Raw genomic sequence first — 24,200 nt, 5'->3', positions numbered from 1 at the left:
CTAAATCGAAAAGACTTGCTAAAGGATCAATAGATTATAATCATTGATTATCTATTCAATCCGATCTATCCATTGAATGCTTGTAGTGTTTCTAGGGTAATCCCTGCGCCACCACATACAATCACCAAGACCTGATCAGCGGGTTTAAATTGAATCGTCTGATCATAAAGCACTGATAACGTTGCACCACATGCCGGCTCAACCAAAATACGATGATCATCCACAAATTTTAAACAAGCATCTACAGTGTCTTGATCTGAAACTACCAAACTACGAACTTCAAGTTCTTGGCCCACTTCAAATGCATTTTGACAAACTTTTTTTGCTGCAAGTGTTGTTGCTATACCACTCACTTGATCCAATTCAACATGTTGCTTAGCGACAATCGAAGCATGTAAGGATGCTGTACCTTGGGTTTCAACCGCATAAATTGGAATATGGGCTAAACCATGTTTCTTTAATCCTGCTGCAACACCTGAAAGTAAACTTCCGCCACCCACAGATAAGACCACTGCATCTGGAGTAACCCCTTCTGCAATGACTTCATCAATCATCGGGATAATGCCTTCCCATAACAGTGGATGATCAAAAGGATGAATAAATACATCATGCTGTGTTAATAAGGACTGCGCTAAAGCATTGGCTTCAGTCCATGAAGCGCCATGTACAATAACCTCTGCCCCTTGCTGGGCAATTAATTCTCTCGCACGTTGTGCTGTGGTTTCAGGAACAACGACGGTCACTGGAACACCCAGTTGTCGACCTGTATAAGCAACAGCTAAGCCTGCATTGCCACCCGATGAACTGATAAAACGCTGGGCACCTTGTTCAAAATATTTCTGACAGGCATGGCTAATACTTCGTTGTTTAAATGATGCCGACAGTTGTAAGGCTTCCATTTTTAACCACACCTGACATTGATTCAGTTGGCTTAAAACTAAAGATTGTATTAACGGGGTTTTTATACTGAGCATGGGCAAATCGATTCTCTTGGTTTATTTCAATCTTGGCTTATTTCAATGTTGGTTTATTACAATTCATTCATTTTTTAAACTTAACCCCATATCGATATGTGGAATCTCACAATCTAAATATTCTTCACCTTGTACCTGAAAGCCTAAGTTTTCATAGAAGTGCGTTGCATAGACTTGAGCAGATAATTGAAGAAATGCTCTATTTTGCTGTTTTGCAACTTGAATAATATGTTGCATGAGCAGTTTACCAATCCCCTCACCTCGATATTGTTGCAACACAGCAACTCGACCAATACTGTTATTTTCCAATAACCGCGCTGTAGCAATGGCTTGATCTTGCGCATATACAACAAAATGCAATGAAATGGCATCCTGCTCATCCCATTCATCTGCTTCACTGATGTTTTGTTCTTCGATAAAAACCATGCTTCGAATCAATTTCGCATCATGTTGAAGCTGGCTCCACGGCCCAGATTGAATGACAAATTGACTCATTATTTAAATCCTAATGGTTGAGAAATTGATCCTTCATTCTTGCAATTATGCTAATGTAATGCACAGTGACAATGCGTTCACTTTCACCAACTTAACTAAACTTGTAGAATAATTATGTTTCTAAATCATAAATTTAAAGTATTTATTTATAGCGCAATTTTACTGACGACTCAAAGTATTTATGCAAAAACATCCGAGCTAGATCGTGTGAACATTATCTCAAAAAGCATGATTGGCTTATTTTCTCAAGACCCAAATCAAGATCAGCTTAATTTAAAAATGAGTGCCGCAATTGCAGGTATCTCAGAGGCTGAAGCTAAAAAAAACCGCGATGAAAGTGGCGAAAAACAAGCCACTGCATCTGAAAAGATGAAGGAAATACTCAAAGAACAATTTAATGCCAACGATTTTAAAATTGTCGCGCCAGCATTTGAACGCCAAATGAAAGCTCAAAGTGTTGCATATCAAAGCTGTAAACAGGATGGTAAAATTATTGAAAATAGTCAAAGTTTTCAAGTACCGTTAACCTGTAAAGTCCCTGTGCTTAATTTAGACAATGTCCAAATGCCTGAACGTGCTAGCAAAGAAAGTGATGCGCAATTTGCAGCTAAAGCAACAGACTTTCTGACAGAACTACTGGTTAAAGCCCCAACAGAAACATTAAAAACCAATATCTTGATTCATAAAATGGGTGAACAATTGATTCCAGAAATGGATGATCCACAATATTTTCCAGATACTATTTCTCAAAAAACCACGGGCTCAAGCGAAGCTGAGCTTGATGAAATGAATCAGCAATAAAATAATTTATCTAAATAGTACCAAGAGAGAAAGCAGTTAAACCTGCTTTCTCTCCTCACAACGCGCTAGCACTTAGCGCCAATGTCTTGCTGGTCCCACTGATCATTCAATAATAATTCTAAGGATTGCTTTTGAATCCCATACATCTCTTTTAAAGCACGAATTTGATCTAAGACTGTTTGATCAGGTGCAGTGAAATCTTTACGCTTGGTTGCCAAAATCATTTTGTTTTTACTGGTATGTTCTAATGCCACAAATTCAAAGACTTTGGTTTCATAACCATACGCTTTCAGCAACAGAGCTCGCATGGTATCTGTCAGCATTTCAGCTTGTTGTCCTGCATGAATACCGAATTGCAACATTGGTTGTAGCACTTGCGGACTGTTCAATTGTGGGCGTAATTCTTTATGGCAACATGGTGCACACATAATCATTTGAGCGTTTAAACGGATACCTGTATGTATCGCAAAATCTGTTGCAACATCACACGCATGTAAGGCGATCATAATATCCAAATGGGATGGATGATACGTTCTCACATCACCTTGGAAAAAATCCAATTGATTAAAATCGGACTTTTGCGCAACCTCTTGGCAAAATTTCACCATTTTGTCATTCAGCTCAACACCCGTTACAAATGGGGTTTGATGTTGTTTTGCCAAATAATCATATAAAGCAAACGTTAAATAGCCTTTTCCTGAACCAAAATCGACAATTTTTAAAGCCTGCTCTTTGGTTTTTCCATCATGCACTAAAGTCTCTGACTGTTGAATATGCACTAAAGCACCTGAAAAGATTTCAACAAATTTGTTAATCTGCTTCCACTTACGTGCCATGCTTGGAATAATTTGTGCATTGGCATCGGTAATGCCGAGCGGTTGGAGAAAATAGCTTTCTTGGTCGACAAAACGATGTTTTGTACGATCATGCCCTTGTTGTTGGTTTTTAGCGGTTTTATCCAGCTTATTTTTACTGATGGTCAGCAAGGCTTTCTTTTTATTTTTCTTCAGCTGCGTTTCAGCCTCATCGGTAAATAAATTGGCTTGTTTACAATCCTCAGCCAGCCCCTGAATTGTCGTTAACGCATGGGGAAGTGGATAGTTTTTAGTAATATCATTGGTTTTATAACGATATAGACAGCTTAGAACTGTTTCATTCTGTAGCTGAATGACGCGAAAGGTCATTTTCTCTAAATCAACCAATTCTCCTTTATACTGACTTAAAATCAAACGATCTAAGCTTTGATTATCAATAGCTTGCTGTACGCTATCAAAAAATTGTTGTTCCTGAACAGATAAGCTTGCCACATTGGACATAATCAAAACTCGTATTAATTAAGTTACCTATTTTAAGACGTCTTACTTTAAAGGTAAAACTCCATTACTATACAATTGTATTTTTAGGATAATAAGGTCCAATGTCGACAGATAAATTGATTCACATCTATGCACCACAAGAAGAACGTATTAATGCATTGAGTCATGCATTTGGTGCGATTTTGGCTGCGATAGCGACTGTTTTGATGCTGATTAAAGGCAACTATCTACATGGATGGCAATTTTTTGGATTGCTTGTCTATGGTCTAAGTATGATTCTACTGTTTTCCAGTTCAGCGATTTATCATTTTTCTGTCGACGAAAAAAAACGCCAGTGGTATAAAAAGCTGGATCATACCGCGATTTATTATTTAATTGCGGGAACCTATACGCCCTTTTTGGCAATTGCCATCCCAACAGCAAAAGCACATTATTTATTGATTGCACTTTGGGTCATCGCGGCCATTGGAACACTATTCAAGTTAATATTCATTCATCGTTTTGAAAAAATTTCACTGATTGCTTATTTGGTCATGGGTTGGCTTGCCGTGCTTGTAATGGATGATATGCAACAGTATTTAAAACCAGAAGCATTAAAATTATTGGTCATTGGTGGTTTAGCATATACAATAGGCGCATTGTTTTATGCCTTAAAAAGAGTAAGATACACTCATGCTATTTGGCATATATTTGTTTTGGTCGGTGCAGGATCACATTTCCTTGCAATCTATCTTTACGTCATTTAATTCATAGACACTCAAAATTCAGTGACCCTGATGGAGTGAATTTGGGTTGATCTCGTTGTTTTTTTAAGAAATTACGCCTTTTTTAAAAAGATTACGCTTTAAAGACTCGTTTTACTTTTAAAAGTGTAAGGTTCACCATGGCGTCATTATCTACTGCTACTCCAGAAATTCAAACAAATTCAAAGACTCGTGTGCTTTTCGCAAGTCTTGTGGGTACAACAATCGAATTCTTCGATTTTTATATCTATGCAACTGCTGCAGTCCTCATTTTTCCGCATCTGTTCTTCCCTGCAAGTACAGATCCGATGACGGCAACAATTCAATCACTCGCAACATTTGCCATCGCATTTATTGCCCGCCCTATTGGCGCAGCAATCTTTGGTCACTTAGGTGATCGTATTGGTCGTAAAGCAACCCTCGTCGCGGCTTTATTGACCATGGGTGTTTCAACAGTGTGTATTGGTCTACTTCCAACCTATGCACAGATTGGTATCGTTGCACCGCTATTACTTGCACTTTGTCGTTTAGGTCAAGGCTTAGGTCTTGGTGGTGAATGGTCTGGCGCAGTCCTGCTTGCAACCGAAAATGCACCTGAAGGCAAACGTGCTTGGTATGGGATGTTCCCACAACTGGGCGCACCGATCGGTTTTATCTTGGCAACGGGTTCATTCCTTGGTCTTGGCGCATTGATGTCTGAAGCAGACTTTATGCAATGGGGCTGGCGTATTCCATTCCTTGCAAGTGCTGCATTGGTGATTGTGGGTTTATATATTCGCTTAAAATTGCATGAAACCCCAGCGTTCCAAAAAGTATTAGACAAACAAAAAGAAGTTAATGTTCCATTTAAAGAAGTTGTGACCAAACATTATAAAATGCTCTTCCTCGGCACAATTGCTGCTGTGTGTACATTCGTGGTGTTCTATCTCACAACAGTATTTGCACTCAACTGGGGAACCAAACAACTGGGTTACTCACGTGCAGAATTCTTAGAGATGCAACTGGTCGCAACACTATGTTTTGCTGCGTTTATTCCGCTTTCTGCTGTATTTGCTGAGAAGTTTGGGCGTAAGGCAACCTCTATTGGGGTATGTATCGCCTCTGCACTTTTTGGTTTAGTATTTGCCAGTATGCTTGAGTCTGGCAGTACCGTGATTGTGTTCTTGTTCTTATGTATAGGTTTAGCATTGATGGGAATGACATACGGTCCAATTGGTACGGTCTTGTCTGAAATTTTCCCGATTTCTGTACGTTATACAGGCTCTGCATTAACCTTTAACTTGGCAGGTATTCTGGGCGCATCTTTTGCACCTCTGATCGCAACTGAACTTGCAACCAAATATGGCTTACAAGCGGTGGGTTACTACTTGACAGCAGCATCCATTCTTTCACTGTTAGCATTCTTGGCCATTCGTGAAACAAAACATGATGATGTTAACAACCAAGTTTAATCACCCTCTCAATGATCAAAGCCTGCAATTTTGCAGGCTTTTTTGATTTAGCGAAATGCTAAAACTCAGGCTCAGATACAATCTCAACCAGTAGATTATTAAAAGGCTGCATAAAAGACAAATAGCTTGCATGTAATGCCATACGCGCTAAATCAGTGTTAAACGGCGTAGGATGGTAAAGCTTATCGCGCATAATCGGATGCCCAATATGTTGCATATGCACCCGTAATTGATGAGAACGTCCTGTAATCGGTGTAAGTAGCACTCGACTTACATCCTTTTCAGCATCATAGCTTACAGATTCAAATAAAGTTTGAGCGGGTTTGCCTAACTCAAAATGCACGATCTGGCGTGGACGATTTTCCCAATCGGTAATCAAAGGCACATCCACACGACCATTGCTATTGATTTGCCCTTGCACCAAAGCAATATAATTTTTTTTAACAGTTCTCGCTTGAAACATTTTACTTGCTGCAACTTCCGCATCACGATGTTTGGCGAACAACAGAATGCCCGAGGTTGCCATATCCAAACGATGGGTAATTTTGGCATTTGGATATATTGCCAATACTCGAAAATAAGCGCTGTCATGATGTTCAGGCAAACGCCCCGGAACTGAAAGTAACCCTGCGGGTTTATTGATGGCAACAAAGTCATTATCTTCAAAAATAATGTCAAGTGGATCTAAAGGAGGCTGATAAACAAAGCCATCATCAATCGGCATGTGGATCGTATATTGAGAAGAATTGCCGAAAAATAGCAATAGACTAAAAAGCTGTCAAGCATGTACATGCTTTATTATTTTCCGCAATCAAAAAAACTCCAATACACGAGAATATTGAAGTTTTTAAGTCACTATACAATGCACTTGATCTGATCAATCAAGCCTGAATATTCAATACCAACTGACGTTTCTTTACCTGTTGTCCAACTTGCCCAATAATCTCATTAACGACCCCCTCAACATCAGACTTAATCTGTTGCTGAATCTTCATCGCTTCTAAAATCAACAAAGTTTGACCTTTAGTCACCGTATCACCCGCATTTACCAGGATATTGATAATCGCACCATCCATTGGTGCACGAATGTTACCATCGCCTGCGACATCGGAAGTTTCAGGTGCTGCATAGGTGGTATTTTCAATGCTGATATTGCCATTTACCGCATCTAAATACAGCTGATTTCCATCTAAGACATAGTCAATCGAACGGCGTACACCATCCACCTCATAAATGAATTTTTCTGCTTGCTGTTCGACAATGCTGATCCCAAGTGTCTGCCCACAAATTTCAACGCTCACTTGGTTTTGATCACGTTTCACCAAAAGCTGTAATAACTGATCATCATGCTTGAGTTTTAAAGGTAAAGATAACGCAATTCCGGTATTCCAACTGCTTTGACTGGAAGCATTGGTCAACAGTGCCGCAGCAATAGCTAGGTGTTCTAAGCCCAAAGCTTGTTTATGTAAGCTGCCATCTGTTTGGAAATGTTCTTGAATAAAGGCAGTATTGGTGTCTCCTTTAACAATAATAGGGTGTCTTAATAAATTCACTAAAAACTGCTTATTACTATTCACCCCCAACAATACACAATCATCTACAGCACGCGCCAAGAGCCGAATGGCATCCTGACGGGTTTGACCATATGCAATGACTTTTGCCACCATTGGGTCGTAAAACGGACTAATTTCATCCTGTTGCAACAAACCATGATCAATTCGAACATTGGGTAAATCAGCAGCTTGCCAGCGCTGTATTTGACCAGTCTGTGGCAAGAAATCTTGGCGGGGGTCTTCTGCATATAAGCGAACTTCTATTGCATGTCCTGACAAGGTCAATTCAGACTGTTGTAAGGGCAAGGTTTCACCATTGGCCACACGCAGTTGCCATTCCACCAAATCTAACCCTGTGATCAGTTCCGTTACTGGATGCTCGACTTGCAAACGTGTATTCATTTCGAGGAAATAAAACTCACCTGATTGATCCAATAAAAACTCCACCGTTCCTGCACCGACATAATCACATGATTTCGCTGCTGCAACAGCAGCCTCACCCATTTGTTGGCGTAAGCTTTCAGTCATCACTGGACACGGGGCTTCCTCAACCACTTTTTGATGACGACGCTGAATCGAACAATCACGCTCAAATAAATACACATAATTGCCATGGGTATCGCCAAACACCTGTATCTCAACATGGCGTGGAGCAATCACAGCTTTTTCAAGAATCAGCTCACCTGAACCAAAGGCATTTTCTGCTTCAGAACGCGCTGTTTTTAAGGCTTCAACAATATCAGCAGATTGCTGTACCAGACGCATACCGCGCCCACCACCACCTGCTGAAGCTTTGACCATCAGTGGATAACCAATTTTATTGGCTTGTTGTTCTAAATACTCTATATCTTGCTGATCACCTTCATAGCCCGGCACACATGGTACACCCGCCTGAATCATGGCAATTTTTGACAGTCGTTTACTGCCCATCAATTCAATTGCTGGTGCAGGGGGGCCAATAAAGGTAATTCCATTTTTCTCACAAGCTGCTGCAAAATCGGTATTTTCAGAAAGGAAGCCATAACCGGGATGAACAGCATCAGCTCCCGTTTTTTTACATGCATCGATAATATTCTGAATAGATAAATAAGACGCTGAAACTTTTGAAGCACCAATATATACAGCCTCATCTGCAAGCTGTACATGACGCGCATGACGATCTGCATCTGAATAGACAGCCACGGTCTGATAGCCCATTGCTTTTGCTGTTTTCATCACGCGAACAGCAATTTCACCACGATTCGCCACCAATATTTTTGAAAATGCCATTCTCGTTTTCCCTATTTTTAGTTTTATATTTACTTGATTATCTTGGTTGAATCACACCGATCCCAATCAAGATCACTGATCAGCAGTATCACACTTATGCATCAAACCAGTTTGGATGACGCTTTTGGATAAAGGCCATTGTGCCTTCTATACCTTCTTCCCCCCCCACAGCATTGGCAAATTGCTGTGCGGCATCATCCAATAAAGGCGTCAAAGCTTCATTTAAAGTACGGTGCAATAGAGCTTTAGTTACACGAGATGCTTGTGGGGCAGTACGTTTAATCTGCTGAATGGTTTCGATCAATAAAACTTCCAGTGCTTTTTCATTCTCAACCACTTCATGTACAACACCAACGTTCAATGCGGTATGCCCCTCAAAACGTGCACCAAGTAAAGCCAAACGACGCGCTTGAGTTAAGCCAATTCGCTTTACCACAAATGGGGCAATCTGGGCGGGAATAACCCCTAATCCTGTTTCAGGTAAACCAAATTTGGCATCGGCAAGACTGATTGCAATATCTGAAACACATGCCAAGCCAAAACCACCACCCAACACCGCACCTTCTAAAACCGCGACAACAGTTTGTGGTACTTGATCCACTTGCTCCAGCATATGTCCAAATTGACGATTGAAATCAACATAAGGCTGATTAGAACCAATATTGATGGCCTCACCACGCAGTTGAGCCATATCTTTAATGTCACCACCTGCACAAAAATTTCCATCTTTGCCACGTAAAATGACTGCACGAATGGAGATATCATCTTGGATCGTTTTAAACACTTGTTGAATCGCTTTGACCATATTCAAACTCATTGCATTGCGACTCTCAGGTCGGTTGAGCCATAAGGTTAAAATACTGCCTTCTTGCTCAAGCTCAATGCTGCGATCAAATTGTTGTGTTGTCAGAGATTGCGAAAGTGCCATATTTATTCTCCTTGTTATTTACGCTTAGATGGAAGAATGTCCATCAACTTACAAATAATTCCAAGCATAATTTCATCTGCACCACCCCCAATCGAACCTAAACGACCATCACGATACAGCTGAGAAGCGGGGTTATCCCACATAAAACCATTTCCACCCCAAAACTGTAAGCAACTGTCTGCAACTTCTCTAGTTAAACGACCTGCTTTAAGTTTTGCCATAGAGGCAATTTCTGTTGCATTTCCACCGTCAATGTGAATTTCACAAGCACGATAGGTTAAGGCACGTAAAGCTTCCACTTCGGTCATCAACTCAGCAAAACGGAAATGTACATATTGGTTATTAATCAACGGTTGTCCAAAGGTGCTTCGTTCTTTGGTATATTGAATGGTTTGTTGAATCACATTTTCCAAACCACCAATTGCATTGGCAGCCGCCCACATTCGTTCTTCTTGGAACTGCATCATTTGCATCATAAAGCCCATACCTTCTGTACCCACCAAGTAGCGTTGTGGTACACGAACATTGTCAAAATAGACTTCTGCTGTCGTGGTTGAACGCATTCCCAATTTATTAAGTGGTTCAGAGAAAGAGATGCCAGCGGATTTTGCCGGAACAATAATCATAGACTTATTGACATGCGGTTTATCATCAGAGGTATTGGCCAATAAGCAAAAAAAGTCAGCTTGAAGTGAATTGGTAATCCACATTTTGCTGCCATTAATCACATAATCATCACCCTGTTTTTTTGCGGTTGTTTTGATGGCTGCGACATCTGATCCTGCATGTACTTCCGATACAGCAATCGAAGCAACATATTCACCCGCAATTGCAGGTGTTAAAAATTCATCTCGTAATTCTTGACTACCAAAGCGGGCCAAAGCTGGTGTTGCCATATCCGTTTGCACACCAATCGCCAAAGGTACTCCACCACAGGCGGCCCGTCCTAACTCTTCTGCAACCACAAGGTTATAAGAATAATCTAAGCCTAATCCGCCATTTTCTTCAGGCTTACAAATCCCCAGCAAACCTAAATCCGACAGTTTTTTAAACACATCATGAATAGGAAATCGCCCTTCAGCTTCCCATGTCGGAATATAAGGATTGAGTTCAGTCTCAACAAACTGACGTGTAGTACGGCGTAGTGCTTCATGCTCTGTGGTAAATTTCATTGTTTTTTTCCTTAAATTTAATCTTCTCTCACTCGCTTTAATAAAGCGGAGAACACCTCACTTTTAAAAGATGAGGAATAATGAGTTTCGCAAGGGTGAGTACTTTTAAAGCCTCGATACACCAAATCGTATTGGATTTAGTTTGCGATGTTCTGCTTCATAAATTGTTTCTAATAAGAAGATCAGGACTTTGCGTGTATCACGCGGGTCGATAATTCCATCATCATGCAACATGGCCGTATTAAATAAGGCGGTTGACTGCTGTTCTAATTTTGCTGCTGTACTTTGCTCTAAGAAATCCAGCATCTGCTGGTTAGGTTCCATCCCTGAAGCTTTTTGCTTTCCTTCTGCCACGATACGTAATACCTTGCCTGCCTGAGCTGAACCCATTACCGCCACATGCGAGTTTGGCCATGCAAAAATAAATTGCGGTGATAATGGACGTCCACACATGGCGTAATTACCCGCACCATAGGAACCCGCTACAACGATAGAAATTTTCGGCACAGTGGTATTGGCAACGGCCTGAATCAATTTCGAACCATGCTTAATAATGCCGTTCTGTTCAGCATCAGTTCCGACCATAAAGCCTGTGGTGTTATGTAAAAAAAGTAATGGGCGTTTGGTCTGTTCACAGAGGTGAATGAACTGTGTAGCTTTGGTGGCGCCTTGTGGGGTAATCGGTCCGTTGTTGGTGATAATTCCGATATGTAATCCACCAATTTTTGCCCAGCCACACACGGTCAATGCATCATATTCTTGTTTTACTTCAAAGAATTCAGAGTCATCAACAATTCGTGCAATCACATCTTTCATGTCAAAAGGCTGCTTCGGACTTGCAGGAATGATCCCTAACAGCTCCTCGGCAGGATAACGTGGCTCTTTATAGCTTAAGTTTAACTTTTGAGTTTGCTCTTTCCAGTTAAGATGCTCAAAAACCTCACGGGCAATACGAATCCCATCAGCATCATTCTCGGCTAAGAATTCGGCTGTTCCAGCAACCTGTGCATGCATCTCTGCACCACCGAGTTCCTCTGCTGTTGCCACTTCTCCGGTTGCCGCCAAAAGTAAAGGTGGCCCTGCGAGTAACATCTCAGTTTGCTTACGAACTGCAATCACATAATCAGATAGACCCGGTTGATACGCTCCACCCGCTGTTGCATTGCCATGTACCACAGAGACTTGGGGTAAACCTGCGGCAGACAGTCGTGCCTGATTGGCAAAGGTCATTCCACCATAAGTAAATACTTCAGCTGCGTAATTTAAGTTGGCACCCCCACTTTCAGTGAGAGTCAACATCGGTAATTTTTGTTCAAAAGCAATCGCCTGCAAACGTAAGGTTTTTTGTACCCCCATCGGTGACATTGTTCCGCCTTTGATTGCACTGTTACTTGCTGAAATCAGACAACGAACACCGCTGACAAAACCGATCCCTGAAATAATCCCACCACCTGCATCTGACCCATCTTTGTCATCATGCATGGCATAACCCACCAAGCCACACAGTTCAACAAATGGCGAATCAGCATCAAGGGCTAAACGGACACGTTCATGCGGTAAAATTTTACCTTTCTTGTCAAACTTAGGTTTGGCTGCATAAGATTTTTCAATATTCTTATTTTGTACTGCACGCACTTCGGCAATTTGAGCAAGTAATGCCTGCTTGTTCTGTTCAAATTGCTCACTACCAACTGTAATTTCGGATTGGAGAACAGTCATGAGTTTTCTCCTGTCTGTTGGTTATTGGTTTGATCACTCAATTGTTGTTTTAATACATCTGGAATAAAGGCACGATGGAAGCCATTAAACGACTCACTATTTGAAGCATCTGCCAATGGGTACATTCGAGTACCTAAGGATGCAGCACCATCAATACGAATCGTCATGCCAGAAATAAAACCTGCGGCTTCTGAAAGTAAATAACAAATGGCAGAAGAAATTTCAGATTCCGTGCCCATCCGTTTCAATGGCACATTTCCCGCCAAACTTGGGATAATAAATTTGGCAAAATCACCGGTATAATTATCCATTCCTGAAGAAACAACCCAGCCAGGTGCAACACAATTAACACGTACGCCGGAACGTCCCCACTCCACCGCTGCTGTTTTGGTTAAATTATCTACCCCAGCACGGGCTGCACCAGAGTGTCCCATCCCCGGCATGCCACCCCACATATCAGCTGCCATATTGACAATACTGCCACCATGTTTTGCCATCCATTGGTTATAGGCTTCTTTCATTAAATAGAAGGTCGAATGCAGGTTGTTCCGCACCACTGCATCAAAACCATTGGCAGAAATCCCTTCTAAATTTGAGGGAAACTGACCGCCAGCATTATTGACAAGGCCATCGAGTCTGCCAAATTTTTCAATCACTTCAGCAATCATCTCTTTCACGTTTTGTTCTTCGCGATTATCACAAACGATAAAATGAACTTTGCCACCATCTTCGATAATTTCTTTGCTGACATTTTCCAGCTTTTCAATTTTCCGCCCTGTAATCACCACTTGAGCCCCTAAAGCAGCCAGTTCATGAGCAGTACAGCGTCCTATACCCGAACCACCACCGGTCACAATGATGACTTGGCCCTGAAAAGCATCCGATCTAAATATTGAGTGATAATGCATTTTTATATCCAAATTGTTGTCGTTTAACTTGCTTAAATACCACTCCAAGCTCCCTTTTAAAAAGCGACGAATTCCCCCTACTTTCTTAAAGAAGGATTAGAGGGACTTTAAACTCGCTGGAATTTTGACTGACATATCTAAAAGCTGCTGTGCAAAAGCTTTACCTTGTGGATCAATACGTAAACTGGCAATTCCTCCACCACCTAATGCGTTTTCCAGCATAAAATTTAAGGCATTAAATCCCGTGATTTCATAACGAATCACTTTAGACTTTTCAGGGTCTAAAACATGCTGCATATATTCTTTGACCTTTTCTTCAGTCAAATTGGCGCGAATCCAGGGTAGATATTCAGGCTGACGTGCGATCACTCCAATATTACTGTGATTGCCTTTATCACCGCTCCGAGCATGGGCAATTTCAACTAAAGGAACTTCAATCTCCTGCCCCGTAAATTGAGCAACCTCACCTACTGCAACAGCATCAAAAGATTGATCTGAGCAACCTGATGGAATCTGTATATTTTGACGCTGACCATTGATATCAATCGCAACACTTAGTTTTGATTTATCCACTAAAAATGAGAACAACTTAATCACAGGGGAAGCTTTGGGACGCCCCCCAACAATTCCAGCCAATGCAGGTGCCATTCCGGTAGATGCTTGGGCAATTTCAGAAGCAAAGAACATACATGCTTCTTTAAACATGTGCTTTACAGCGATTTTGACAACTACTTCTCGACTATTAATCTGCTGCGCATTTGCGCCATAGGTACTTTCAATACCCAATATTTCAACTGATTTTTCTGAGAATGGCGGAACTGAACGTAATGCTAAAACACGCTCACACTTATTTAATATCGCATCTGCAATAACTTGGGCTTTTTCAGGGGCTTCGCGTCCTGCAATCAGGAAGCTCACCAAAACACGATAACCATCGGGATAGGTTGCACTGACTTTATATTGTTGTGTCGGTGCTCTACCTTTTGCACCAGTCACTAAAACTCGATCCTCACCCACTTGTTCTAATTTCACTTGGCTGAAGTCAGCAGTAACATCGGGCAGTAAATACGCTTGCGGATTGCCAATTTCATAGACAACTTGTTCAGCAACAGTTGCAACCGAAACCAGTCCACCGGATCCTTTGGGTTTAGTTACAATAAATGATGCATCTGCTTTCACCTCAACAATTGGAAACCCCATATTGTCAAAGCCTTGTACTAAGCGCCAATCCGTGAAATTGCCACCGGTACATTGTGCACCACACTCAATGATATGCCCTGCTAAAGAACCTTGGGATAGCTTGTCATAATCCTCTAAGGACCATTGATATTCATGCAACAAAGGTGCAAGCACCACAGCTGAATCCACCACTCGCCCAGTGATGACAATATCTGCACCTTGATCAAGTGCGTCTCGAATTGGAACAGCTCCTAAGTAAGCGTTACAACTGGCTAATTGGCTGGGTAAATCTTCGCCACTAAACATTTCTTTAATATTTTGTGTTTTTAATTCGGCTTGTTGTGGCAATAGGTCATCTCCTAATACCACTGCAATTTTTAAATCCAATCCTTGTGCTGCAAGCACTTTCTGTAAGGCATCACGACATGCCAATGGATTGACACCACCAGCATTGCTAATCACTTTTATTTTTTTATCACTGATTTTTTTAAGCAGCGGTGTCATCACCCGACTGACAAAATCCAAAGCATAACCATGTTCTGGATTGGTCATCATCGCTTTTGCCATGATAGACATGGTAATTTCTGAAAGGTAATCAAAAACCAAATAATTGATGTCAGATAAATGTACCAACTGAAATGCTGCAGTATTGGTGTCCCCCCAGAAACCTGAAGCACATCCAATTTTTACAATACGCTGATCTTCCATTTTCACACCTATCTTGTTTTCATTGTTCTGAATAAAATTTATACTCCAATCTACCAAGCAAGCGCTTGGTTTGTAAAGAGCAAAATGTTATCCTGAATTGGCAAATGTGTTAAAACGCGTTTCTAACAATGAATAATTTGCTTAACTTTATGGAAAAAATGATCCGATGATTGCTCACTCAATCGATGATATCCAACCAATCGCATGTTTTGATGACAGCCCTAAAGGTCGTTTATTACTTGGTGCTGCCTATTTATTTCATAAGCAAGGTTATGCCAAAACCACAGTTCGTGAGTTAGCAAATTTTATTGGAATTCAATCAGGTAGTTTGTTTCATCATTTTAAAAGCAAGGATGATATTCTTGCCCATGTCATGCATGAAACCATTATTTACAATCATGCCCGTATGCTTGATGCGATCCAAAAATCGGATGATGCTGAACAACAGTTAAAACACTTAATCAAAGCTGAGTTAATTTCGATTACGGGAGATACGGGTTCAGCCATGGCTGTTTTGGTTTATGAATGGTTTGCATTGTCAAAACAACGGCAAGAAGAACTCCTTAAACTGCGAAATGATTATGAGGACATCTGGTTCGCTGTGATTGAAAAATTACGTGACCTCGGTAAAGTTCAGCATGATGCTTTTATTTGGCGCCGTTTGCTGGGCGGTGCGATTGCTTGGACCGTCACTTGGTATAATCCCAATGGTAAAATGAGCTTAGATGAACTGACTGAAATCGTTTTGGAAATGGCTTTGAAATGAGCACAGTTTATCTTCGCAAGCCCAACATTTCAGATCTTGAAGAAATCGAAAAGGCCTATAAAAAAAGCCAAATACTTCATCATCCTTGGACATATCCTCCTAATGATTTTCAACATTACCTACAACAAGAAGGCAGATATTTCCTTTGTCTGACTGAAACCCATCAAATTATAGGTACCTTTAACATTTCCAATATCATTCGCGGTTATTTTCATTCTGCTTATTTAGGTTATGAGGTTTTTGAGCCTTTTCAAGGACATGGCTACATGCGTTTAGGCATCAATTTATTGTTGAATGAAGCATTCCATGTTTTAAATTTGCATCGTTTAGAGGCAAATATACAACCTGAGAATACTGCTTCCATTCGCCTTGTTGCGGGTGCTGGCTTTATTCAGGAAGGCTTTTCTCGACAATATTTGCGGATTGGTGGTCAGCAATGGATGGATCATCAACGTTGGGCGATAATTAATGAGGATTGGGCCGAAGATTGACAAGCAATGGTTAATTTCTCAGCTTCACTTGTTCTAAGTTCTATAGAACCAAAATAACTTAACATTTGCTTGCATGATAAAACAGACAGAAATAATTTATAAAATATACCCTCAACGGTACATTATAGCTTCGGCAATTAACGCATTAGCTCAACGTCTCAATTTACCCACTGATCCTTATATGCAAGATTGGCAATACGAAGTAGCAGATCCCAGTCGTATTGATGAATTTATGCATGCTTATCTTTCAAATGAACTTAACGATGACGAAAAATTTGCACTTATGGAAACACTTTTACAATCGTTTGAGGAATCATCGAAAATACTAGGCTCAGATCGACAATGGATGACGATTCTTCAAATTTTACAAGACAATCTAGACATTCATGCAACGATCATTTGTTATTGGGCATGTGGAAATTCAGCTTACAATCTTTGTTGGAGAATAACGCCATATCTACGTAAAATTAAACTTCGGAATCATTTAAAAATCACACAATAAGAGCAGCATTAGATTTAGGCATTGAGTTGTTCTAAAAGTGAAAACTTTTGAGAAGTTACAACAATTTTTCTCAACTTTAAGTACCTTGATCTTCCCGCTCAAGCAAAAAAACTATCTTCAAACTCAAACACAGCCTCTTGCATAATTTCCCAAGGATTATTTAAAGGTAATAGCAAAACACCATTACCAAAGTGTTTAACCACAACTGCTTTGCCCTTAAAATGAAATGCCGTAGGTAAAAGAACGGCCTGACTCTGTCCTGATTGAAAAGTCTTTGTTACTTTCATAAGAACTCCTTAAGTTGATAATAACCAATAGGTCTATAGCGCACCTATGGTTATTTTTTACAGAAAGCAGCATTGTAAGCTTTTATCACTTAAAAATGCCTCATTAAAACCCCAACTGCTTACTAATCAAATCTTTCATGATTTCCTCAGCACCACCACCAATCATATTTACTTTGACTTCACGATAAATACGCTCAGATTTAGTCCCTCGCATAAAGCCCATCCCCCCCAAGGTTTGCACTGCTGCATCTGCACAGAACTGCATAGTTTGGGTTGCGACATTTTTTGACATACAAATTTGGGCAATTAAATCACTGCCCTGTAGTTCAACTTGCCCCATACGATAAGCAGTATCTTCCAATAATGCGCGTGTTGTGGTTAAACGCGTCGCCATATCAACTAACTTATGACGTACTACTTGATGATCAACTAAGCGTTTTCCAAAAGTCTTACGCGCTTTAGACCATTCTAAAGCCTCTTGATAACAGACCAAGGCATAACCATAGGCCATAGAAGCCAACCAAAAGCGTTCCATATTGAAGTTTTTCATAATGACCTTAAACCCAGCATTTTCTTCACCAAGAAGATTTTCGACAGGAACTTTGACTTGGTCAAAATGCAAATGAGCAGTATCCGATGCCCACCAGCCCATTTTTTTTAAAGGTGATTTAGTAATGCCAGAACTGTGTGCATCAACCAATAACATCGAAATACCATTTGCACCTTTATTTTCATGATCGGTTCTCACTGCAACCGTATAATAATCTGCGCGGATACCTGAAGTAATAAAGGTTTTTTCACCACTCACCAAATAAAAATCACCTTCGCGGATTGCTTTGGTTTGTAGTGCAGCAACATCAGAACCGCCGCTTGGTTCGGTAATCGCAAGTGCAGAAATTTTTTCACCTGAAATAATTTGTGGCATCACCTTGTCACGAATATGTGGCTGGGCAAAATGATGAATGGGAGGTGTACCTATGGTATGAATCATCAAAGAAATATGTACACCACCAGAGCCAGCTTTGGCTGTTTCAACTGCTGCTAAGAACACATGAAATGCATCTGCATCTGAGATTCCCCCATGCTCATCATCAAAGCCTAAGCCCAATAGACCAATTGCAGCAGCCTTTTGATAAAGCGCACGAGGAAAAGTTTCAGCCTCATCCCATTCATTCACAAAAGGAGAAATCTCTTTTTCAACAAATTTCTTCACACTGTCTGCAAATACACGATGCTCAGCGGTGTAGTAAATCGGGTTATTTAAATGATCCATATCTTGTTGTTCCCTGCTTATTTTTATTGCGATTTATTGTGTACAGTTCTAGTTTAATCCATTCTCGATATTCTAATAGCCCAATTGACGACTCGCGAGGTCTTTCATAATTTCTTCTGCTCCACCACCAATCATATTGACTTTAACATCACGGTAAATCCGTTCAGACTTGGTACCTCGCATAAAGCCCATGCCCCCTAAAGTTTGTACAGCTGCATCTGCACAAAACTGCATGGTTTGAGTGGCCACATTTTTAAGCATACAGATTTGTGCAATTAACTCATTGCCCTGCATTTCAGGCTTCCCTAAGCGATAAGCAGTATCCTCCAACAAAGCAAGTGTTGTGGTTAAGCGAGTCGCCATATCAACTAATTTATGCCGAACCACTTGATGATCAACTAAACGTTTACCAAAGGTTTTTCGTTCTCGTGCCCATTCCAATGCTTCTTCATAACAGGTTAATGCAAAACCATAACTACTGGCAGCAAGGAAAAAACGCTCCATATTGAAGTTATTCATAATCACAAGGAAACCCATATTTTCTGCACCCAACAAATTGCTTGCAGGAACACGAACCTGATCAAAATGGAGATGAGCCGTATCCGAAGCCCACCATCCCATTTTATCGAGTTTTGATTTGCTTATGCCGTCACTATGTGCATCAATCAATAACATCGAGATACCATTCGGGCCTTTAGCATCAGGATCTGTACGTACCGCAACGGTATAATAATCCGCACGAATGCCCGATGTAATAAAGGTTTTTTCGCCACTAACAATATAGTCTTGACCATCCCGTACAGCTTTGGTTTTAAGTGCTGCCACATCAGAACCACCCGTAGGTTCAGTAATCGCCAACGCTGAAACTTTTTCGCCTGCCAAGATTTGAGTCAGTACAGTTTGTTTAATCTCATCTGAAGCAAAATGGTTGATTGGAGGCGCGCCAATCGAATGTGACAATAAGGAAGCACATAGACCACCTGAACCTGTTTTGGCTAACTCAATCGAAGACAACAACACATGAAAAGCATCGGTTTCTGGAATTCCCCCATAGTTTTCGTCAAAACCTATCCCCAATAAGCCAATATCTGCGGCTTTTTTATAAAGTTCTTTTGGAAAGGTTTCTGCCTCTTCCCATTGATTAATATGTGGCATTAATTCTTTTTGAACAAACTTTCGAATGGAATCTGCAAATGCAAAATGCTGATCTGTATAGTAAATTGGATTATGCTTCATCTTGATTTGCTTCCCAGCATTATTTTGAAAAACTTATACTGACAGATTTTATTTAATTTAAAGTTGCAGAAACGATCAATTTGTATTTAAAAACATGTCATTTTTGATCAAAACTCCTATATTAATTTCAGATTCATGCTCAAAAATCCGTTACACTGTTAGTAATTTCCTTTTAATTTTTAGCTCTATAAATAATGGCGACATTGAATCAATTTTTATCACGTTTTAACCCTGCAACCATTCAAAGAAGCTTGAGTTATGTCAAAAAAATTGATCTAAAATCCTTAGAGGTCTACCCTGATCGGGATAATTTAGTCATCGAAGCTCAAATTCAGGGAACGGATTATTATGAAACGGCTGTTATCTATAATCCTTTAACAAATAAAATTGTGGATACTGACTGTAGTTGCCCTGTTGGTTACGATTGTAAGCATTCGGCTGCACTTGCACGTTATTTTTATGATCAACAACTTTCCAACCCAGCTGCTCGTCAAAAACTAAACCCATTAGACCAAGCTCAAACCACAACAAATAGCTCTACCCACACCACGGCAAAAGCTTGGCTCGCTCAATTTAAACAACAATTGGCACAAGTTCAACGTACTGAAACGCCAGTACAGCACCAACTTATTTATATTTTCCAACCAAAAAATAACAGCGCCAAATTACAACTGAGTGTTTTTAAAGTTCGGCGTAACAAAGATGGAAAAATTAGAGATACTGCACTCTACACCAGCTATGACAATGTATTAAATGAACGTCTTAAAGTGAGTAAAGAAGAAAAGAAAATCTTTAGTCATTTGTACTTTTTCGCTAAGCTAAATTTTAGCGATGTTCATTTTTATCCAGCGTCATGGGATATTTCAGGAATCTATCAAGAACATCTAAGAACGGCTATTCAAAGTAGCGCTTGTTTTGCACTAGATGTACAAAGATTACCTTTAACATGGTCTGATCAATCTTATAAAATTGAATTCAACTGGCAAACGCGTACAGAACAGCAAACAGAAAAACTCAAGGCACAATTTTTTGATGAAAATCATCTAGAAATTTCACCTGACCATGCTGAACAAATTTATATTATTCATTCTCATCCATTAAGTTATCTCGATACCCTTAAAAACCAAGTCGGTGTACTTGAGTCGTTATATTCTAGTGAAATGATCGAAGAATTGCTGAATATGCCACAAATGCCTGTGGAATTAATGGCTGAATTTGAGCAAGTGATTCAACCCTATGCATTTTTTGAAGATTTACCTCAAGCGCCATTTACACAAAGTATAGAAATATTAAAAGGCAAACCCACACCTATTTTACGTTTTGGAACACATCCGCAATATGATCGTCTTGGTCATATGCATCATTATGCAATTGCTGAAATTGAATTTGAATACTCAGCTGGACGAATTAAAGCGGGTTTCCCTGATGACAGCTTCATTATCAATATTGATGAAAAAGCAGTTCGCCAACAACGCGACTTAGTTGCTGAAAAGAAACATATTGATGAATTAATTCATTCAGTTAAATCCATGCAACGGATTAGCAAGCTACCAAAGAGCAAACGCCCTGCTTTTGATGACATCACTGAAAACTCAATTGTGTATGCAGATCCCATGGCTTGGGTTGAGCAACTGGTTCCTGAAAATAAAATCGAAGGTCTTGGCTGGAAAGTTGAACATACCCTAGATAGTCAGTTCAATTTAAGTGCAACACAAAACCTGCAACTCTCATTAAATGAATCTGAAAAAAAACAAGACTGGTTTAATGTCGGTGCGACGATTCAGGATATGAATGGCAACACCTATAACCTGATTGATCTTCTTGGCTATGCGATACAGCATAATCCACATCTTTTAGAAGATGACTATATTGAAAAAATGGACAGTGACAGCTTCTTAATTGTTCATTTAAGAGAAGCTCAAACACAACTGGCACTTAGAAATCAAGAAATTAAGCCCATCCTGATCTATTTAAAAGAAATTTTACGACATCCTGAATCTGCAACATTAGATCAATACGATGCCGCTCAATTCTTAGACTTACAGCATCATTTGGGCATGCCTTGGCGCACCAACGAACGCCTGAAAATATTTGCTGAAAAGCTTCAAAATAGTTATCAAGATCAAATCTGTACACCACAAGGTTTCCAAGGCGAACTACGCCCATATCAACAACAAGGTTTAGCATGGCTACAGTTTTTACGTGAAACTGAACATGGTGGTATCCTTGCAGATGATATGGGACTCGGTAAAACCGCACAAACACTTGCACATATTCTATTAGAAAAGCAAGCAGGCAGATTAAATCAACGACCTGCCTTGATTATTGCACCAACATCTTTAATGCATAACTGGCGTAAAGAAGCTGAGAAGTTCACTCCTGAATTAAAAGTTTTGGTCTTACAAGGGCATGATCGAGTTGAGCATTTTCAAGAGATTAAAAATGTAGATATTGTGCTCAGTACCTACCCACTTTTGGGCCGTGATGAAGAGTTTTTACTGCCTTATCAATATCATTTATTGATTTTGGATGAAGCACAAAACATTAAAAATCCACGTGCCAAAGCCTCTCAAGTTGTACGACAAATCAAAGCAAAACATCGTCTATGCTTAACTGGTACGCCGATGGAAAACCATTTGGGTGAGTTATGGTCATTGTTCCATTTCTTAATGCCTGGTTTTTTATATAGTCAGGAATTGTTTAATAAAAAATATCGCAATCCTATCGAGAAATATGCAGATCTTCAGGTTAAAACCAAACTCATTTCTCGTATTAAACCGTTTATGTTGCGTCGTTTAAAAACAGAGGTGGCGAAAGAGCTTCCTGAAAAAACCACGATTGAAGTCAATATTGATATGAATGAACAGCAATCTAAGCTCTACGAAGCTGTTCGTGCAACAATGCAAAAGAATATTCGTGAGTTGATTGCAGCTAAAGGCTTCCATCGTAGTCAGATTCAAATTTTAAGTGCATTACTTAAACTTCGACAAGTTTGCTGCCATCCAAGCCTTTTACAACTGGATCAAATCAAAAATCAAAATGTTGAATCAGCAAAATTAGATCATTTATTAGAAATGGTTCAAGATATGGTTGAGGAAGGACGTAAGATTTTAATCTTCTCTCAATTCACCACGATGCTACAACTCATTGAAGAGCATTTAAAAACCTTAAATATCCGAAATGTAAAACTTACTGGACAAACCAAGAAGCGTGATGAAGTCATCACCGCATTCCAAGCAGGCGATATTCCTGTTTTCCTCATCAGTTTAAAGGCAGGCGGTGTCGGGCTTAATCTCACTGCTGCTGATACAGTGATTCATTATGATCCTTGGTGGAACCCTGCGGCTGAAGATCAAGCATCTGATCGTGCATGGCGCATTGGTCAAGATAAACCTGTATTCGTTTATAAGTTAATTACTAACCAAAGTATTGAAGAAAAGATTTTAGCCTTACAGAAAAATAAAGCTGATCTTGCTAAATCTATTCTGAGTATCGATCATGAAAATGAAGTGAAATTATCTGAAGATGATGTCATGAGTTTGCTGGATTGAAACTTTAAAGATAAGGCGTGAAATTTAACAAAAGCTAGATCTAACGCATCAATATGAAGCCCCCGTCATCGTGATGGGGTTTTCTTTTTTATACCTACATTGTTTTAAAATCTATAGACTGTTGAATACCGTTGCTTCACTTCACTGCATCGTTAGCTTTCCCAACTTAAATGATCCAAATTACCGTAATGATCTGTTTTAACGACGATTAACTGATCAGTTAACTCTCTATTTGTAGTGTAATCAAAGACAGCAAAATACGATGTATCATACTTTCCATCTGGATAAAGCCCAACTCTTGTTAAATATAATTTGGTTAAAAACTGCTGTGCTTTGTCTATTGGATTAGCAATCCCAATTTTTTCTAAGAAATCATCGCCTAATTCTTCAATATGAAAATCCACATATTCTTTAACAGTCCCTTCCTTTTCATTTTCAAGATCTTGCTGAATATAATCTTGGTTTTTTTGATCAAATTTTTCTATATTTTCAATAAAAGACTTAATTCGTTGAAAAGTTTCTACGTCCAAAGTGTTCGCTTCAAAATTTAAATCAACTTGAATGGCTTTGCCATTAAGCTCAATATCCACTTGATAATATTCTTCTAGGGATTCTAATTTCAGTGTTCCAAAATGCGGCAAGGTGTATTCTGACATTTTTTATATTCCTATATTTTTTTCATGTTAGGTAAAGCAATTAATTTATCATTTAATGATAAAAAATTCTTGGTCTAGATTTTATATTTATGTCTTTAAAAATAATAAAACACTTAAAAATAATACGCATAAAAAAACACCCCGTTCTCGTTAGAGACCGGGGTGTTTTAGATTTAAAAGCTGGCGATGACTTACTCTCACATGGGTAACCCCACACTACCA

21 protein-coding genes are annotated in these 24,200 nt (G+C 39.7%); 7 read left to right on the top strand and 14 right to left on the bottom strand.

Going from position 1 to position 24,200, the window contains the following annotated elements; translation table 11 throughout:
- Positions 1-65: 65 nt before the first annotated feature.
- Positions 66-974 carry a pyridoxal-phosphate dependent enzyme gene (locus tag ACG9ZL_RS15225; RefSeq protein ID WP_419360635.1) on the bottom strand — a complete coding sequence of 303 codons (909 nt, stop codon included), beginning with the start codon at positions 972-974 and terminating at the stop codon, positions 66-68.
- Positions 975-1,037: 63 nt separating this feature from the next.
- Positions 1,038-1,469: a GNAT family N-acetyltransferase gene (locus ACG9ZL_RS15220; RefSeq protein ID WP_419360633.1), complete on the bottom strand. Its 432-nt coding sequence runs from the start codon at positions 1,467-1,469 to the stop codon at positions 1,038-1,040.
- Positions 1,470-1,583: 114 nt separating this feature from the next.
- On the opposite strand from ACG9ZL_RS15220, the gene ACG9ZL_RS15215 reads away from it, so the two are divergent.
- Complete coding sequence (locus tag ACG9ZL_RS15215; RefSeq protein ID WP_419360631.1) at positions 1,584-2,270, top strand: hypothetical protein; 687 nt, start codon at positions 1,584-1,586, stop codon at positions 2,268-2,270.
- 65 nt (positions 2,271-2,335) lie between these two features.
- Here ACG9ZL_RS15215 and ACG9ZL_RS15210 read toward each other — a convergent pair whose 3' ends face one another.
- Positions 2,336-3,586 (bottom strand): class I SAM-dependent methyltransferase, encoded by a 1,251-nt coding sequence (locus tag ACG9ZL_RS15210; RefSeq protein ID WP_419360629.1) that lies wholly within the window; start codon positions 3,584-3,586, stop codon positions 2,336-2,338.
- A gap of 101 nt (positions 3,587-3,687) precedes the next feature.
- On the opposite strand from ACG9ZL_RS15210, the gene trhA reads away from it, so the two are divergent.
- A complete protein-coding gene (gene trhA, locus ACG9ZL_RS15205; protein WP_151957606.1) occupies positions 3,688-4,332 on the top strand; it encodes a PAQR family membrane homeostasis protein TrhA in 645 nt (214 codons plus the stop codon).
- Positions 4,333-4,469: 137 nt separating this feature from the next.
- A complete protein-coding gene (locus ACG9ZL_RS15200) occupies positions 4,470-5,780 on the top strand; it encodes an MFS transporter (protein WP_419360628.1) in 1,311 nt (436 codons plus the stop codon).
- 58 nt (positions 5,781-5,838) lie between these two features.
- Here the strand turns inward: ACG9ZL_RS15200 and ACG9ZL_RS15195 are convergent, their stop codons facing one another.
- The 7 genes from ACG9ZL_RS15195 to ACG9ZL_RS15165 form a co-directional block, all read right to left on the bottom strand.
- Positions 5,839-6,504: an RluA family pseudouridine synthase gene (locus tag ACG9ZL_RS15195; RefSeq protein WP_336954310.1), complete on the bottom strand. Its 666-nt coding sequence runs from the start codon at positions 6,502-6,504 to the stop codon at positions 5,839-5,841.
- A 157-nt stretch (positions 6,505-6,661) separates the two neighbouring features.
- On the bottom strand, positions 6,662-8,602 hold the full coding sequence (locus ACG9ZL_RS15190) for an acetyl-CoA carboxylase biotin carboxylase subunit (protein ID WP_419360627.1): 1,941 nt from the start codon (positions 8,600-8,602) through the stop codon (positions 6,662-6,664).
- A gap of 94 nt (positions 8,603-8,696) precedes the next feature.
- On the bottom strand, positions 8,697-9,530 hold the full coding sequence (locus ACG9ZL_RS15185; RefSeq protein ID WP_419360625.1) for an enoyl-CoA hydratase/isomerase family protein: 834 nt from the start codon (positions 9,528-9,530) through the stop codon (positions 8,697-8,699).
- 14 nt (positions 9,531-9,544) lie between these two features.
- Positions 9,545-10,702, bottom strand: a complete 1,158-nt coding sequence (locus ACG9ZL_RS15180; RefSeq protein ID WP_336954305.1) for an acyl-CoA dehydrogenase family protein — start codon at positions 10,700-10,702, stop codon at positions 9,545-9,547.
- Positions 10,703-10,807: 105 nt separating this feature from the next.
- On the bottom strand, positions 10,808-12,421 hold the full coding sequence (locus ACG9ZL_RS15175; RefSeq protein ID WP_419360623.1) for an acyl-CoA carboxylase subunit beta: 1,614 nt from the start codon (positions 12,419-12,421) through the stop codon (positions 10,808-10,810).
- Positions 12,418-13,329: an SDR family oxidoreductase gene (locus ACG9ZL_RS15170; protein WP_419360621.1), complete on the bottom strand. Its 912-nt coding sequence runs from the start codon at positions 13,327-13,329 to the stop codon at positions 12,418-12,420. The genes ACG9ZL_RS15175 and ACG9ZL_RS15170 overlap by 4 nt, the downstream gene beginning before the upstream one ends.
- 96 nt (positions 13,330-13,425) lie before the next feature.
- A complete protein-coding gene (locus tag ACG9ZL_RS15165; RefSeq protein WP_419360620.1) occupies positions 13,426-15,216 on the bottom strand; it encodes an acyclic terpene utilization AtuA family protein in 1,791 nt (596 codons plus the stop codon).
- A 166-nt stretch (positions 15,217-15,382) separates the two neighbouring features.
- Between ACG9ZL_RS15165 and ACG9ZL_RS15160 the strand changes: the two genes are divergently transcribed.
- From ACG9ZL_RS15160 to ACG9ZL_RS15150, 3 genes are all read left to right on the top strand, one after another.
- Positions 15,383-15,982, top strand: a complete 600-nt coding sequence (locus ACG9ZL_RS15160; protein WP_336954300.1) for a TetR/AcrR family transcriptional regulator — start codon at positions 15,383-15,385, stop codon at positions 15,980-15,982.
- Positions 15,979-16,473, top strand: a complete 495-nt coding sequence (locus ACG9ZL_RS15155; protein ID WP_419360618.1) for a GNAT family N-acetyltransferase — start codon at positions 15,979-15,981, stop codon at positions 16,471-16,473. The genes ACG9ZL_RS15160 and ACG9ZL_RS15155 overlap by 4 nt, the downstream gene beginning before the upstream one ends.
- 181 nt (positions 16,474-16,654) lie before the next feature.
- On the top strand, positions 16,655-16,975 hold the full coding sequence (locus tag ACG9ZL_RS15150) for a hypothetical protein (protein ID WP_419360616.1): 321 nt from the start codon (positions 16,655-16,657) through the stop codon (positions 16,973-16,975).
- Between the two features lie 98 nt (positions 16,976-17,073).
- Here the strand turns inward: ACG9ZL_RS15150 and ACG9ZL_RS15145 are convergent, their stop codons facing one another.
- The 3 genes from ACG9ZL_RS15145 to ACG9ZL_RS15135 form a co-directional block, all read right to left on the bottom strand.
- Positions 17,074-17,262 carry an antitoxin gene (locus ACG9ZL_RS15145; protein ID WP_419360614.1) on the bottom strand — a complete coding sequence of 63 codons (189 nt, stop codon included), beginning with the start codon at positions 17,260-17,262 and terminating at the stop codon, positions 17,074-17,076.
- 103 nt (positions 17,263-17,365) lie between these two features.
- A complete protein-coding gene (locus ACG9ZL_RS15140) occupies positions 17,366-18,535 on the bottom strand; it encodes an acyl-CoA dehydrogenase family protein (RefSeq protein ID WP_419360612.1) in 1,170 nt (389 codons plus the stop codon).
- A gap of 72 nt (positions 18,536-18,607) precedes the next feature.
- Positions 18,608-19,771 carry an acyl-CoA dehydrogenase family protein gene (locus ACG9ZL_RS15135; protein ID WP_336954295.1) on the bottom strand — a complete coding sequence of 388 codons (1,164 nt, stop codon included), beginning with the start codon at positions 19,769-19,771 and terminating at the stop codon, positions 18,608-18,610.
- A gap of 194 nt (positions 19,772-19,965) precedes the next feature.
- Here ACG9ZL_RS15135 and ACG9ZL_RS15130 point away from each other — a divergent pair, with 194 nt between their 5' ends.
- A complete protein-coding gene (locus ACG9ZL_RS15130; protein WP_419360611.1) occupies positions 19,966-23,322 on the top strand; it encodes a DEAD/DEAH box helicase in 3,357 nt (1,118 codons plus the stop codon).
- Positions 23,323-23,474: 152 nt separating this feature from the next.
- Here ACG9ZL_RS15130 and ACG9ZL_RS15125 read toward each other — a convergent pair whose 3' ends face one another.
- Positions 23,475-23,978, bottom strand: coding sequence for a DUF2004 domain-containing protein (locus ACG9ZL_RS15125; RefSeq protein ID WP_419360609.1), 504 nt, complete (start codon positions 23,976-23,978; stop codon positions 23,475-23,477).
- Between the last annotated feature and the right edge of the window lie 222 nt (positions 23,979-24,200).

The sequence above is a fragment of the Acinetobacter legionensis genome (assembly GCF_048551735.1).
Lineage (GTDB): Bacteria > Pseudomonadota > Gammaproteobacteria > Pseudomonadales > Moraxellaceae > Acinetobacter.
This window is presented reverse-complemented; position numbering and strand designations above follow the sequence as displayed.